This is a genomic window from Desulfofustis glycolicus DSM 9705 (assembly GCF_900130015.1).
Classification (GTDB): domain Bacteria; phylum Desulfobacterota; class Desulfobulbia; order Desulfobulbales; family Desulfocapsaceae; genus Desulfofustis; species Desulfofustis glycolicus.
This window is the reverse complement of sequence record NZ_FQXS01000002.1, coordinates 130,285-145,060: the sequence shown is the minus strand read 5'-3', so window position 1 is coordinate 145,060 and position 14,776 is coordinate 130,285. Positions and strand designations below refer to the sequence as shown.

Genomic DNA, 14,776 nt, shown 5'->3' with positions numbered 1-14,776 from the left:
TGCCGGCCGATCACGGTCCGGTCAAACATTCAACCGGCAATATCTCAGGGGGTAGGAGATGAAGGTAGTGGCATTTAACGGTAGTGCGCGAAAAAAGGGAAACACGACCATGCTGCTCGAAGCGGTCCTGCAGCCGTTGGCTGAGGCAGGGGCGGAGACGGAATTGGTCGAACTGGCCGGAACCAACCCGAAAGGCTGCAAGGCCTGTTATGTTTGTTTCAAGGAAAAAGACGGCACCTGTGCGGTCAAGGACGACATCATCAATGAGTGCATCGCCAAAATGGTTCAGGCCGACGCCATCATTCTCGGCTCGCCGACCTATTTTGCCGATGTTTCCAGTGAGATGAAGGCCCTGATCGATCGCTGTGGTATGGTCAGCCGGGCAAACGGCGACCTGTACCGGCGCAAACTCGGGGCGTCGGTGGTAGCGGCCCGTCGGGCCGGCGCCATTCACGCCTTTGATTCGATGAACCACTTTTTCCTGATCGGCCAGATGATCGTTGTCGGGTCGAGTTATTGGAATATCGGCCATGGCCGCGAAAAAGGCGACGTGAGCGGTGACGAGGAGGGCATGAAGACCATGCGGCAGCTCGGTGAAAATATGGCCTGGCTGTTGACCAAACTGCACGGAGCGTAGCCGGGGAACTTCGGCGATGGTACCAAGCAAGGTGGCCGGGAGCATTCTGGTTGTCGACGACGAACAGGTGCATCGCTTCATGCTGCGCTCTCTGCTGCGGGACTGGGGCTGGCAGTGCGTCGAGGCCGACGATGGTGATACTGCGGTTGCGGCCATAAGGGAACGTGCCTACGATGCGGTGCTGATGGATGTGCGTATGGCCCGAATGAGCGGCCACGAGGCTTTTGCCGAGATTCACCGGATCAGGCCGGCACTGCCGGTGATCATCATGACCGCCTATTCTTCGGTCGATGATGCGGTCAACCTCATTAAACAGGGGGCCCACGATTACCTGACCAAACCGCTCGATTTCGACCGGCTGCGGCTGAGCCTGCGACGGGCCGTCGATCACCACCAGGTGGAAGAGCGACGGCAGCAGGTAGGTGAGGAGCAGGGACTCCTGGAGACCAGGATTATCGGCGACTCGCCGCCGATGCGCGAGCTGCTGGAAATGATTTCCTATGTGGCGCCGACCGAGGCCACGGTACTGATCACCGGGGAGTCCGGTACCGGTAAGGAGCTGGTGGCCGAAACCCTGCACCGCAACAGTGAGCGTCGACAGGGACCGTTCATCAAGGTCAATTGTGCGGCGCTTGCCGAATCTCTGCTCGAATCGGAATTGTTTGGCCACGAAAAGGGCGCTTTCACCGGGGCCGATCGCCGTCGCGACGGCCGTTTTGTGCAGGCCGACGGGGGGACGTTGTTTCTCGACGAGATCGGCGAGACGACGCCGGCCATGCAGGTTAAATTGCTTCGAGCCTTGCAGGAAGGTGAAGTGCAGCGGGTCGGCGGCGAAGATTCGCTGTCGGTTCAGGTGCGCATTATCGCCGCCACAAATCGTAACCTGGAGCAAGAGGTGGCCGCCGGAGTGTTTCGCGAGGATCTTTTTTACCGGCTGAACGTGGTGACCATCGAGGTGCCGCCGCTGCGCCTACGGCGCGAGGACATTCCGCTGCTCGTCGATTTCTTCGTCAAGCACTTCGCCGACAAGAACCGGAGGCGGGTTCAGTCGGTTGCGCCGGCCTGCATGGAGTTGCTTTGTTCCTATCCGTGGCCCGGAAATGTCCGGGAGTTGGAAAATGCCATCGAGCGGGGCATCATTCTGATGCGCGGCGATCAGCTGACCGAGCGAAGTCTGCCGCTGCAGGTGCAAAACTATGCCAGGCAGCATCCCGTTACCACCGGAGAGCGTCCGGCCACGCTGCAGGAGGCCCAGCGGCTGCTGATCCTGCAGACGCTGGAGGAGACCGGCGGCAACAAGAGTGAGGCGGCGCGCCGTCTCGGCATCACCCGCAAGACCCTGCAAAACAAGTTGCAGAAATATGACGAACCATAAGCCGGTGGCCCCCGGCTCTGCCGACTGAGGTGCTGACCGGGCCCTCTTTGCTTTTTCTTGTCCTTCCTTGCCTTTCCGTCCGACATAGTGAAAATCGGGCCGAACCCCGCTCTTTGCTTTTTTCCGGGGTCAGCTTGACAACGAAAAATGCGCTCATTATTGTTCGCTCAGGTTTGGGGACGCGTCTGCGGGACGAACGTTCCGGACGAACAGTTGCGTGCGTATTGCTCGGTTCACGTGTGGTTTTTTAAGCGGAGGTATTGGTGACTAAGGACAGCAAACACGAACAGCCCTGGGAAGACGAAGTGGCGGAAACAGCGGATACGACGCCTTCTGATGAGGGAGAAGCACTGGTTGCGGAGGAAGAGAGCATCGAACAGCAGCTCGAAAGAGCGCGTGCCGAGTCTGCCGAACTCCGCGATAAGGTGCTGCGTGTTGCCGCCGAGTTTGAGAACTACAAGAAGCGGATGGAACGCGAACGGTCGACGATGCTCAAGTATGCCGGTGAGCCGATTTTTCGCGAACTGCTGCCGGTGGTTGATAACCTCGAACGGGCCGTAGACCAGGGGATCGTCGAGGGCCTTGAAGCGGAAAAGAATCTTGAGGCGTTGCGTGAAGGTGTTCAGCTGACATTGAAGAGTCTGCTCACCATCCTGGAAAAATTTGAAGTTAGACCGATGTCGAGCGCCGGCGAGCCATTCGATCCCAACGTTCAGGAAGCGCTGGCCATGGAGCCGAGTGATTCGGTGCCGACCAACCATGTGATCAGTGAATTCGAGAAAGGTTACAGCTATAAGGACCGCCTGCTGCGGGCGGCGCGGGTGGTTGTTTCTTCCGGGGCCGTCCAGTGATCGACTTTGCGGCAGAAGAGCGTATCGATCCCCTTGACAACCCTGGATAAATGAGAATTGTGATAGAGGATTATTTGACAACTGACTATATCCGGTAGGAATTCGGATTGGAACTGACGGTCCGGTTTATTTGATATAAGGAGAGGAATTATGGGTAAAATCATCGGAATTGATCTTGGTACCACCAACTCTTGTGTGGCGGTAATGGAAGGCGGTGACCCGAAGGTGATCGCTAACTCGGAAGGAAACAGAACGACGCCGTCGGTGGTGGCCTTTGTCGATAACAATGAGCGGCTCGTCGGACAGGTTGCCAAACGACAGGCGGTGACCAACCCAACCCGCACCCTGCATGCCGTCAAGCGCTTGATCGGCCGCAAGTTCACCGATGCTGAGGTGCAGAAATCGATCAGCCTGAGCCCCTTTAAAATTGTCGAGGGAACCAGCGGCAGCGTGGCCATCGAAGTTGAGGGCAAAAGCTATCGACCGGCAGAGATTTCTGCGATGGTGTTGGGTAAGATGAAACAGACGGCGGAGGAATACCTCGGCGAAGAGGTAACCGATGCGGTCATTACCGTACCCGCTTATTTCAACGATTCGCAGCGACAAGCCACCAAAGATGCCGGTAAGATCGCCGGTCTCAACGTACAGCGTATCATCAACGAGCCGACCGCTGCTTCACTGGCCTATGGCCTGGATAAGAAGAACGAGGAAAAGATCGCCGTTTTCGATCTTGGCGGCGGCACATTCGATATTTCGATTTTGGAAATCGGCGACGGCGTATTTGAGGTCAAATCGACCAACGGTGATACCTTCCTTGGCGGTGAAGATTTCGACATGCGCATCGTCAACTGGTTGGCAGATGAATTTAAACGTGATCAGGGGGTCGATCTGCGTGGCGACAAAATGGCCCTGCAGCGTCTCAAGGAAGAGGCGGAAAAGGCCAAGATGGCATTGTCCAGCACCGTTGAGACCGATATTAACCTGCCGTTTATCACCGCCGATGCGACCGGCCCGAAACATCTCAACGTGAAACTCAGCCGTTCGAAATTTGAAGGGCTCGTTGAAGATTTGATCGACCGGACAGTCGGTCCGTGCCGCACCGCACTGAAGGATGCCGGTCTCGATGCATCGGAAATCGATGAAGTTATCCTGGTTGGCGGGATGACCCGGATGCCGCGGGTCCAGGCCAAAGTCGAGGAGATCTTCGGCAAGACTCCGCATAAAGGAGTCAACCCCGACGAGGTCGTGGCGATCGGCGCTGCTATCCAGGGTGGTGTCCTGCAAGGGGACGTAAAGGACGTTCTGCTGCTCGACGTTACTCCGCTGTCTCTTGGCATTGAGACATTGGGCGGCGTGACCACCAAACTGATTGAAAAGAATACCACGGTGCCGACGAAGAAGAGTCAGATTTTTTCCACCGCCGCCGACAACCAGCCGGCCGTATCCATCCATGTGCTCCAGGGTGAGCGGGAAATGGCTCAGGACAACAAGACCATCGGGCGTTTCGAATTGACCGATATCCCGCCGGCTCCCCGCGGTGTCCCGCAGATTGAAGTAACCTTTGATCTCGACGCCAACGGTATTCTGCACGTGTCCGCCAAGGACCTCGGCACCGGCAAAGAACAATCGATTCGTATTACCGCTTCATCGGGCCTGACCGAGGCGGAAATCGAGAGTATGAAGAAGGACGCCGAGTTGCACGCCGAAGAAGACCGTAAGCGGCGTGAACTGGTCGAAGCCAAGAACCAGGGTGATGCCCTGGTGCATGCGACGGAAAAGAGCCTTAAAGACCTCGGCGACAAGGTCGACGGTGAAACCAAAGGCAACGTAGAGAAAGAACTGGAAAATGTCAAAAACGCCCTGAAGGGAGACGATCTTCAGACCATCAAGAGTGGTATCGAGGCGCTGACCACCGCATCGCACAAATTGGCGGAGATCATGTATGCCCAGGCCGCCAAGGAGAATCCCGACGGCGGCGATGCTGGTGGCCCCGAAGGCGGGTCTTCTCAGACCGGTGGCAGCTCGAAAGGTGGCGGCAAAGGCGACGATGACGTTGTCGATGCCGACTTTGAAGAAGTGAAATAGTCCAGCCGCCGACAGCTTCAGCCAGGTTGCCGGCAGAGCGGCTGCGGGGAGGGGGATTTTTCCCTCTCCCCTTTTTTTTTGTTTTCCGGTAAGGTGTCTTCCGTTTTGTACCGGCACCGGGCCGGACCGCAAAGATGTCTTCGCAACGGAATAAATCGCCATGAGAATCTTGTCAGGGATCCAACCTTCGGGAAAGCTTCATATCGGGAACTACTTCGGTATGATGAAAACCATGATCGGCCACATGGAACGGGCGCAACTCTATGTCTTCATCGTCGATCTGCACGCCTTGACCTCGGTGCATGATCGTGACCGGTTGGCGCAGGGGACGATCGAGGCCGCCGCCGATTTCCTGGCCCTCGGTCTCGACCCGGAAAAATGTCTGTTCTGGGTGCAGTCGGATGTCCCGGAGGTTTGCGAGTTGACCTGGATCCTCTCGACTCTGACCCCGATGGGACTGCTCGAGCGCTGTCATTCGTACAAGGACAAGATTGCCAAAGGCATTAGTCCGAGTCACGGTCTGTTTGCCTACCCGGTCCTGATGGCTGCCGATATTCTGCTCTATCAGGCCGAACAAGTGCCGGTCGGCAAGGATCAGAAACAGCATCTTGAAGTCGCCCGCGATCTTGCCCAGAAGTTCAACAATGAATATGGCGAAACCTTCGTGATCCCGGAACCGGGCATCGATGAGCAGACGGCGACGGTACCCGGCCTGGACGGACAGAAGATGTCCAAATCGTATGACAACACTATCCCCATCTTTCTTGACGGAAAGGCACTGAAAAAGAAGATCATGGCCATCCAGACGGACGCCACCGGGGTGGATGAGCCGAAAAATCCAAATACGTGCAATCTGTTTCAGATTTTCCGCCTCTTTGCTTCGCCGTCCCGTCTCGCCGAAGTCCGTGATCTTTATCTGCATGGGGGTGCTGCTTATGGCCATATCAAACTGGAGTTGTTTGAGTTGATCAGCGAGCATTTTGCTGCGGCCCGGGCCCGCAAGGAGGAACTGCTGGCAGATCCGGGTGAGGTCCGACGGATTATGAAACAGGGCGCGGAAAAGGCCCGGGCGCAAGCCGTCACGACCCTCGATCTGGTTCGCGATCGGGTCGGACTGCGCTATTGACAGTCGGCGGAGGAGAGAACGACATGGCGGATTACGGCATTACCCGAGAAGAAGCTTATAAACTGGTATGCGAGCACCTGCACAGCCCGCACCTAGTCAATCACAGCCTGGCCGCCGAAGCGGTGTTGAGGGCGGTGGCCGAGGAGGTGGGGGAGGATATCGACAAGTGGGGGTTGGCCGGCTTGCTGCACGACCTTGATGCCGAAAGTCACCCCGACCTGGATACTCATACCACGCGGACTGTTGAGATACTGAACGATCGCGGGGTCGATCCGGAGATTGTCGAGGCGATTCGCCTGCACAACCTGCAGGCCCATCCCGGCGCCACGCGTTCAAAGCCGTTGCATTACGGGCTGGCCGCCGGGGAGACGGTGACCGGCTTGATCGTTGCCGCCGCGCTGGTGAACCCGGAGAAAAAACTTGCTGCGGTCAAGCCGAAGTCGGTGCGCAAGCGCTTCAAGGAAAAGGCATTTGCCCGCGGCGCCGATCGTACCATCATTGCCGAGTGCGAATTGCTCGGTATCGACGTGCCGCATTTCTGCGAGATGAGCCTAACGGCGATGCAGCGGATTGCCGATGATATCGGGTTGTAGGGAGACCGGCTGGAATCGGGCCTACTGCACCTGATTTTTGCTGTCCCGGTGATCGATGCTGATGATCCCTTCAAGCAGCAGATGGTCGATCCGTTCGTTGAGGGCGATCTCTTCTTCTGCCGAGATATTGGAAATAAAGGCAAAGGTTCCCTGGTTCCAGGAAAGCACGTGGAAAAATGCGTCTTTAACCTGGGCCTTCAGAGAGTCCTGCAAAACGTTTTCCCGAACGAAACCTTTTTCCTTCAGGATTGCACCGAGACGGGCCTGCTGGTTCCGGTTGCTATGGATGGTGAGGCATTCGGCGAGCTGTTCTCTGGTAATCTCGTTCAATTCGACCAGTCGCTGACCCAATTGTTTCTGCCGGGTGTGCAGGGTCCCCCAGACCAGGCTGCCGCCGTTGAAATAAAAGGTGGCCTTGGCCGGGGGATTGAGCAGCAGCAGCTTTCCGGAGAGACTGGTGTAATAGAGGAGTTGGAAGACGTTTTCGATCGCTATAACGTCCAGTGAGCCCTGAAAATCTACGGTCCTTCGTTTCTCGAAAATTTTGGTCATACCCCTGTCTGCCAAGTGATATGTGCCTGGGTCTTGCTCCATGGACTATTGCGGGCCCCCCCAGCGATCCATGTATACCTGTCGATTCTATTGTAGCGAAAAGCGAAAAAAAGAACAATCCTGATAAATACCGGGGCAAAAAACTGGTAAATATACCCGGTCTGTGACATATCAGTAAAAATTATAAATATTTAAGGTTGGTTTTGTGAAAGGGGCCGCCGTGCTCTTTCTCTGAAAAGGGATGACCGCTGCATTTTTTTTGTGCCGGGATTCGGGGCAATGCCCCCGGTCAGTGTGGTACTGACGAGGAGCTGTCCGAGACGGGTCGTGTTGATTCCGGCTTTAGCGCCACGAGCTGTTCGTCTGCATCACTATCAACGGGGGACAGGTTTTAACCTGTTCCCCGCTCACTTTCACTAACCGGACCTTCCGACCACGGCGCCTATTTACATTGGCCATTGTGGGGGTTAGAAGTCAACCAGTTCCACATCGAAGACGAGCACAGCGTTCGGCGGGATCGGCCCTCTTCCGGCACTGCCGTAGGCCAGCTGCGGCGGGATGATCAGGGTCCGTTTTTCCCCTTTTTTCATGGTCAGAAACGCTTCATCCCAGCCCTTGATCACCCGGCCGGCCCCGACCGGAAACCTGATCGGCTGCCCCCGGTCGTAGGAGCTGTCAAACGGTGTGCCGTCAAGAAGCCTGCCGGCGTAGTGGGCGGTGACGGTGGTTCCCTGGGGTGGAGTGCTCTCGCCGACGCCCTCCTCGACTACCAGGTACTTAAGACCGCTCGGCGTGGTGACTGCGTCAGCAAATTGGCTGTCAATCAATTCCTGCTGGGCCTCCAAGGCGGTCAGTTCTTTTTCCTGCTGTCGCTTGGCCAGATTTTGCAGCAGGTTGTCAAAAGCGGCCTGATCGGCCTGAAAGGCTTCCGCTTTGTCGCCGACACGAATGATTTCCACGGCCGTGATGGTGTCGCCCTGCCTGATGTCGTCCACCACCTGCTGGCCGGAAACGACGCGACCGAATACGGTGTGCTTGCCGTCGAGCCACGGGGTCGGTACGTGGGTGATGAAAAATTGACTGCCGTTCGTCCCCGGTCCAGCGTTGGCCATCGACAGGATGCCCGGCTGGTCGTGGCGTAGGCTGGGATCGATTTCGTCGGGAAAGGTATAGCCCGGTCCACCGGTTCCGGTACCCAGCGGGCAACCGCCCTGGATCATGAAGTCGGGGATGACGCGGTGAAAGGTCAAGCCGTCGTAGAACCGGGTCCGACCGGAACCGGTTCCACCACCGAGTTCCTTGGTACCTTCGGCCAGGCCGACGAAGTTGGCGACCGTCAGCGGCGTCTTTTCAAATTCCAGAGACAACAGGATTTCTCCTTTGTCGGTAAAGATCTTTGCGTACAACCCATTCTTCATTTTTGCCTCCACTGGGGATACAGCTCCATTGATAAAACAGCATAACATGGTAATCAGGATGGTGATCATCCCTGTTGATCTGTTCATGTCGTCTCCTCCCTGAAGATCCGCTTACCGGGAAAGGTTCTCACTACTCGATTCGCCCCTCGTTGTCAAGCAGCCGTGCTCTTCCGATAGGATTCGGCGCGGTTTGCCGATTCCCGGTTGACGACTGCTGCATTGCTGGTTTTAGTGCATCGTACGAATCTGGGAGCGCACCTCCCGCGGATGCATAGAGCGAGAAGATAAAGTGGCCTCCGTCGCGCCAGATTATCCTGTTTGCTCCTGCTTGAGAGACAAAGCGAACGATGAGAAGCATCACGATAACCGGGAGGGGTGGTCGGCTGTGCCGCAGGCTGCATCGCGGAGGCCCGGCAGGGCTCAGAACCGGGCCCGAAGGGGCGCGGACAGGGCGTCCGCGTCCGGCGGCCAGGCCATGGATGGCCTGTCTGCCGGCCTCTGAGACCAGCCGATCAGGCCGGAGAGCAGCAGCCGGAGGTACAGCCGACCGCCCCGGAGTTACCATTTTCCACAGAAAAAATTGGTGAAGAGTGGTGTATTGGTGTTACCGCATCATCGTCGGGCTGCTGTTCTGGCTCTGTTTCCCCGTCCTGCTGCTGATCGTTCTGCTGACCGGCATTCATCGCCGGGGCCTGACCGAGCGGCTCGGCTGGTACCGGGGGGCAGAGCGGCAGCCGGGGCGGCCGCTGATCTGGCTGCATGCCGCTTCCATCGGCGAGATCACTGTTGCCCGGGAACTGATCAATCGGTTGCAGCAGCAGGTGCCGGAGGTACGTTTCGTGGTGACGACGATGACCATCCACGGTCGTGATTTTGCCCGGACCCTGCTGCCTCGCTCGCTGCCGGTCTTCCTGGCGCCTCTTGATGTGCCTGGCGTGGCCGGCCGTGTGGTGCGGCAGTTGCGCCCGATCCTTTATGTCTGCCTGGAAACGGAGCTGTGGCCGCTGCTGCTCGATTCGGTCAAGCGGTCCGGCGCCGCTGCGGTACTCCTCAACGGCCGTCTGTCCGAGCGGTCCATCGGCACCTATCAGCGCTTTCGAGCATTTTTCGGCAGGGTACTGGCTCATTTCGACCGCCTTGCCGTGATCGGTGAAAAAGACCGACAGCGCTTCCTGTCCCTGGGGGTTCGACCGGAGAGGGTTATCGTCACCGGCAATGTCAAGGAAGACGGTACTCCGCTCCAGGACCCCGCGGCGGTGCGGGCGCACTGGCGGCAACGACTACAGGTGGACAGAGGGCAGCAGGTGTTTATCGCCGCCTCGACCCATGCCCCGGAGGAGGCGATGCTGCTGCCCCTGCTGCGTCTCTTGGTCGAGACCGGGCGGATCTGCCTGCTGGCGCCACGGCACCCAAAACGATTGGGACAGATCGCAGCGCTCTGCCGTCAGCATGGGGTGGCCTTTGATCTGCTCAGCGAAATTAACGGCGACCGGGGTCGTCGTCAGCGTTTCATCCTGGTCGACACCATGGGTGATCTGGCCGAATTGTATGGTATTGCCGGTAGCGCCTTTATCGGCGGGAGCCTGGTTGATTACGGCGGTCATAACCTGATGGAGGCGGCGCGCTGGGGCTGTGTCGTCTTTTTTGGTCCGTCGACCGATGATTTTCAGGAAGCGGCGGCAACGCTGGAGGCCAGTGGCGGCGGCCTCAGGATAGCCTCGCCCGAGGAGTTGGCGGATCGATTGCAGTGTTTGCTTGACGATCCCGGCGAGCTGGCCCGACGGTCCGGAGAGGCCGCCCGCGCGGCCCATCACCAGTGCGGTGCCGTCGACCGGCAGGCGGCGTTGGTGGTGGCGGCGCTCGGCGATCGGTGCCGGCGGTGATGATCGGTTTGGTTTAAACTTTTGGGGAGCTTGAAAAATTCGGAATTTCGTTCAAGATCGAGGCGCGCTAGAAAATTTTACCGCAGGCATAAACGATATTCCGAGGATAAATTTGATTGCGCAACGATGAAATTGGGCGAAATGATAATTTTTCAAGGTTCCCTGTTTTTTAAGAAGCATAGACGAGGAGTGTTTGATGCGGCTGTTATCGTGGAATGTCAATGGTTTGCGGGCGATCTACAAGAAAGGGTTTGCCGAGGCGGTGGCCGCGATGGCACCAGATATCCTGGCCCTGCAGGAAACCAAGCTGCAGCAGGATCAACGGACCGGTGAGATGCTCGCTCTGAGCGGGTACGATTCGTATTGGGATTACTCAGTCGATAAAAAAGGGTACAGCGGTGTGGCCGTCTATGCCCGCCACCAGCCCCGAGAGGTGCGCTGTGGGTTCGGCATCGACCGGTTCGACCGGGAGGGTCGGGTCCTGCAACTGGACTACGGGCCGTTCATCCTCTTCAATGTCTATTTTCCGAACGGTCAGCGCGATGCCGATCGGCTCGGCTACAAGCTCGATTTCTATCGCGATTTTTTTGCCTATACTGATCGGCTGCGTGAGCAGGGACGCAGCCTGGTGATTACCGGCGACTTCAATACCGCCCACAACGAAATCGATCTGAAGAACCCCCAGGCCAACAAGGATCGTTCCGGCTTTCTGCGGATCGAACGTGACGTGCTCGACGATATTGTCACTCGCGGCTATGTCGATACCTTTCGCGCCCTCTACCCCGATACCGTCAAATATTCCTGGTGGAGTTACCGATTCAATGCCCGGCGGAACAACGCCGGCTGGCGGATCGACTATTTCTTTGTCAGCCGCGACCTGATCGATCGCGGGGCGGTGCGTGAAGCCTTTATTCTAAACGAGATAGATGGCTCCGATCACTGCCCGGTGGGGCTCGAACTGGATATCTGAGCCTTGGCCGGGTGTCTGTCCGCTGCCGGCTATCTGTCCGGCATCATCACCGGCGGATGCGGCGCCGGCGATCCGCTCAACTCCACCTGGAGTTGAATCTCCTGCTGCTCGTCCGGTCCGGCGCGGCCGATGGTGATCGGCAGCAGTTCACCGGGACGTCTCTCGAGCATCGCAATGCGGACGTCGCTCAGATCGGTGATCGCTTGCTTGTCGATGGCGAGCAGTCTATCGCCCACCTGCAGGCCGGCCGCCGCCGCGTGCGATCCCGGTTCAAGACCGACGATCTGCAGGCCGGCCGAAAAATCCTCGGGGTCCTGCAGGTTGACGCCAATCCGGCCCCTTTCCGGTAACGCCTCGCTGTCGAGGTAAAACAGATAATCTACGGTATCGCGCAACGCCGCCATGGATTGACTGGCCAGATTGCCGACCGTTGCCTGGGTGACGGCCAGCCGCCGGGCAAGGCGCGGCGGGATGCCCGAGTCGATGCGGGTATGCTGGCTGCCGGCCAGGACCACCATCTTTTTTCCCGGATGATCACTGAGGAAGCGGTGAATTGCCGCTGCCATGCCCTCGTCCCAGAGGACCTGAGCCTCGATAAAGCTTTCCGGGCTGCGTGCGCCGTCTCCGCTGCCGGCGTGCTGGGCATGGATGGATACGAGCCGCTCCCGGTAGCCGGGCAGGTTTAGGTCGCGGTCGACGGGCAGCACCAACCGCTGCTCGTCGGGCAGCTTGTCAATGCCGCCCGAGTTATAAACCGTGCTGACGAGCTGCCGCTCGACGTTTAGTCCGATGACAGGAATCCGGTGTTTTCGGGCCAGGGCGAAGATCGGCCGAAACAAACGGTAATCGTAGCCCCAGACATCGAAATAGTGTGCTTCCCGGAGGAAGTCGGCTTCATCGAAATCAGGGTCGGAGATGTAGCGATCAAGGGCCGGCTGGCTGGAGGCGGGAAACATCTCCATGCCGATGGCCAGGTCTCCATCGCGTCGGTGCAGGGCCTCGATAAGCAGCAGCTGCAGCAGATGGTCGGCCCGGGAAGTGTGCGTCTCGCCGATATAGACGACCCGATTGTCACTGAGTTGCTCGACGAGGCGATCAAAGTCGTCCAGCTCGGCCCGGGCCAGCCCGGTCGGGCGCTCCAGCAGTCTGACCCGGATGCCCTGCCGGGACGGGGTGAATGATTGCTCAACGAGCCTGCCCTGGCGGAAATGGAGAAACGAGGCACGACCGTAATGACTGAGCCGCCCCACCACGGCAGCCGTCTGTTCGGCACTGTCAGAGGAGACCAGTGCGACGACCCGTTCCGGCCGCAACGGATGGACACGCATCTCCAGGGCAAAACCGTCGGACGGCAGCCCCGGGGTGCCGAACAGACCGCGGCTCTCCTCTCCGGAGGTGCCGAGGAAGATCAGGTCCTTGTCGATCAGTGTGGTGGCGTCGATATCGCCGGTTTCGACAACGGGCCAGGAGTTATGCTCGGCAAGTCTGAGAAAGGGCTCATAGCGGTGCCGTTCCGCGCCGTCGGCAAGTACCGTCAGGACCCGGTCCGAGCCCATGATCTGCGACCAGACCGGCCTTCGTTCCGGCCCGGATAGGGTACGGGCCAGATCGTAGTCCCGGTCGATAATCAGCTCCAGAGGTTGGGTGTCAAGGTCCAGCTCAATTGCGGTCCGCGGTTCGGAGATCAAACGGTGACGGGTGATCGGATCGCCGACGGTGGTCACCGTAACCGGCAGCAGCAGTTCGTAGGAGTGCTCCTGCTGTTGAACGACGGTAAAGCTGAGCACGGTGTGATCGGCACGTGAAGCGGTACGGACGTCTTCCACGGCAAGTGTCGGCAGTTCGTTATGATCGAGGCGTTCGCGAAAGAAGCGGTCCAGCGGCCGACCCGCTTCGGCGGCAAAGAGCCTCTCCAGGTCGTCCCAAGAGGCCGCTCGGCCGCGAAAATCGTTGTAGAATTGCCGGATAGCCCGGGAAAAGGCGGCATCGCCGAGCCGTACGGCCAATTCGTGAAAGAGCAGGGCTGAACGGGTATAACCGACCGCGCGCCGGTCACGGTTACCCGACCGATCATCGTGACCGACCCCGATGAAGCTGCGCAGGGGCGGTGTCGGCGGAGTCACATAGCTGAGATAGGAGAGCAGCGCCTCCTTGCGCGCTGCCGCACCTTCGCCGGCCTCACTGCGATAGGCCAGGTCCGCCAGATAGGTGGTCAATCCCTCGACCCAATTGCCGGAACCCGGGGCGATTGTAATACTGTTGCCGAACCAGGAATGAAGAATCTCATGTCCGAGCGAGGTGTGCCGGATAAACGGTAGCCGGATAACTTGGCTGCCAAGCAGGGTGAAGGTCGGCAGGCCGAGTCCGGTCTGTTTGCTGTTTTCAGCAATAACATAGTGGGCGTAGGGGTAGGGACCGATGGTACGCTCGTATCTGCTCAGATAGGCCGCCGCGGCTTCGAGGTAGTCGTCGGCCAATTCCTGCTGGCCGGGCAGGAAAAAGGTGTGAACGCTCAGACCGTCGCGAACCGTACGGCTGTACTTGTGGTACGGCGCGGCGGCCAGATGCAGCGACCTGACCGGCTGAGAGAAGGAAAAGTCGATCCAGCCGTCCCGGTCCGGTTCCGGCAGGTGATCACTTTCGCTGATCACCAGGAAGGAGGGAGGGACCCGGGCGGTCAGCGAAAAAATGACCGGTCGGTCGGGCACCGGGTGCCAGGACGAGGTCAGGACGATTGCTTCCTCGGTGATACTGTTGGCAAAGGTGTCGCCGACCTGCTTCTCGTAGGAAAGCAGTACGCGTTGCTCATGGGGTGCCGCCGGCAGCGGCAGAGTTCCAGCTGTGGTGATGGTCAGCGGCAGGTTCTCCCGGCCCGGAAGACTGAGCAATGCAGCGGTGATTCGCAGATCGCCGAGCAGCAGGGTCAGCCCGTTGCCGGCCGGCAGGGTCAGTTTGGTGGTGCCGCGGAGCAGGCCCTGGTGCTGGTCGAAAGAGACGGCCAGCTCGATCCGGGGGGCGGTCTGAGCGGCCGGCGCGGTGGTCATGGCACCGGTTGCGGCGGCAATAGCGAGGGTCATTGCCAGGCTATAGAGAATCATGGTACAAAGACGGGTCATGGGGATTCTCGTCGGTGAAACATTTCATGGTTTCGTCAGGGTGCATACCGGACAGAGCACGTTGGAACCGGCAGGTTTAAAGGGAAACTTGAAAAATTGTTATTTCGCCCAATCTCATCGTTGCGCAATCAAATCTTATCCTCGGAATATGATGTATATGCCTGCGGTAA

General features: G+C 58.6%; 11 protein-coding genes. 8 read left to right on the top strand and 3 right to left on the bottom strand.

What is annotated here, in order from left to right; genetic code table 11:
* Nucleotides 1-58 precede the first annotated feature (58 nt).
* From BUC26_RS02890 to BUC26_RS02865, 6 genes are all read left to right on the top strand, one after another.
* Nucleotides 59-637, top strand: coding sequence for a flavodoxin family protein (locus BUC26_RS02890; RefSeq protein WP_073373322.1), 579 nt, complete (start codon nucleotides 59-61; stop codon nucleotides 635-637).
* A 16-nt stretch (nucleotides 638-653) separates the two neighbouring features.
* On the top strand, nucleotides 654-2,012 hold the full coding sequence (locus BUC26_RS02885; protein WP_073373321.1) for a sigma-54-dependent transcriptional regulator: 1,359 nt from the start codon (nucleotides 654-656) through the stop codon (nucleotides 2,010-2,012).
* A gap of 263 nt (nucleotides 2,013-2,275) precedes the next feature.
* Nucleotides 2,276-2,863, top strand: a complete 588-nt coding sequence (locus BUC26_RS02880) for a nucleotide exchange factor GrpE (protein ID WP_244155770.1) — start codon at nucleotides 2,276-2,278, stop codon at nucleotides 2,861-2,863.
* A 150-nt stretch (nucleotides 2,864-3,013) separates the two neighbouring features.
* Nucleotides 3,014-4,948, top strand: coding sequence for a molecular chaperone DnaK (dnaK, locus tag BUC26_RS02875; RefSeq protein WP_073373319.1), 1,935 nt, complete (start codon nucleotides 3,014-3,016; stop codon nucleotides 4,946-4,948).
* Nucleotides 4,949-5,108: 160 nt separating this feature from the next.
* Entirely contained in the window at nucleotides 5,109-6,074 is a 966-nt protein-coding gene (gene trpS, locus BUC26_RS02870; protein WP_073373318.1) for a tryptophan--tRNA ligase, read from the top strand.
* A gap of 23 nt (nucleotides 6,075-6,097) precedes the next feature.
* A complete protein-coding gene (locus tag BUC26_RS02865) occupies nucleotides 6,098-6,667 on the top strand; it encodes an HDIG domain-containing metalloprotein (protein ID WP_084540402.1) in 570 nt (189 codons plus the stop codon).
* A 21-nt stretch (nucleotides 6,668-6,688) separates the two neighbouring features.
* Here BUC26_RS02865 and BUC26_RS02860 read toward each other — a convergent pair whose 3' ends face one another.
* Nucleotides 6,689-7,219 (bottom strand): DUF4388 domain-containing protein, encoded by a 531-nt coding sequence (locus tag BUC26_RS02860; RefSeq protein ID WP_073373317.1) that lies wholly within the window; start codon nucleotides 7,217-7,219, stop codon nucleotides 6,689-6,691.
* Nucleotides 7,220-7,686: 467 nt separating this feature from the next.
* The gene (locus tag BUC26_RS24360) at nucleotides 7,687-8,685 is read right to left on the bottom strand and encodes a peptidylprolyl isomerase (protein ID WP_073373431.1); all 999 of its coding nucleotides are present in this window, start codon (nucleotides 8,683-8,685) and stop codon (nucleotides 7,687-7,689) included.
* A 545-nt stretch (nucleotides 8,686-9,230) separates the two neighbouring features.
* Here BUC26_RS24360 and BUC26_RS02850 point away from each other — a divergent pair.
* Nucleotides 9,231-10,520, top strand: a complete 1,290-nt coding sequence (locus BUC26_RS02850) for a 3-deoxy-D-manno-octulosonic acid transferase (RefSeq protein WP_161949790.1) — start codon at nucleotides 9,231-9,233, stop codon at nucleotides 10,518-10,520.
* 196 nt (nucleotides 10,521-10,716) lie between these two features.
* A complete protein-coding gene (locus BUC26_RS02845) occupies nucleotides 10,717-11,490 on the top strand; it encodes an exodeoxyribonuclease III (RefSeq protein ID WP_073373315.1) in 774 nt (257 codons plus the stop codon).
* Nucleotides 11,491-11,519: 29 nt separating this feature from the next.
* Here the strand turns inward: BUC26_RS02845 and BUC26_RS02840 are convergent, their stop codons facing one another.
* Nucleotides 11,520-14,606 (bottom strand): ChaN family lipoprotein, encoded by a 3,087-nt coding sequence (locus BUC26_RS02840; RefSeq protein WP_073373314.1) that lies wholly within the window; start codon nucleotides 14,604-14,606, stop codon nucleotides 11,520-11,522.
* Between the last annotated feature and the right edge of the window lie 170 nt (nucleotides 14,607-14,776).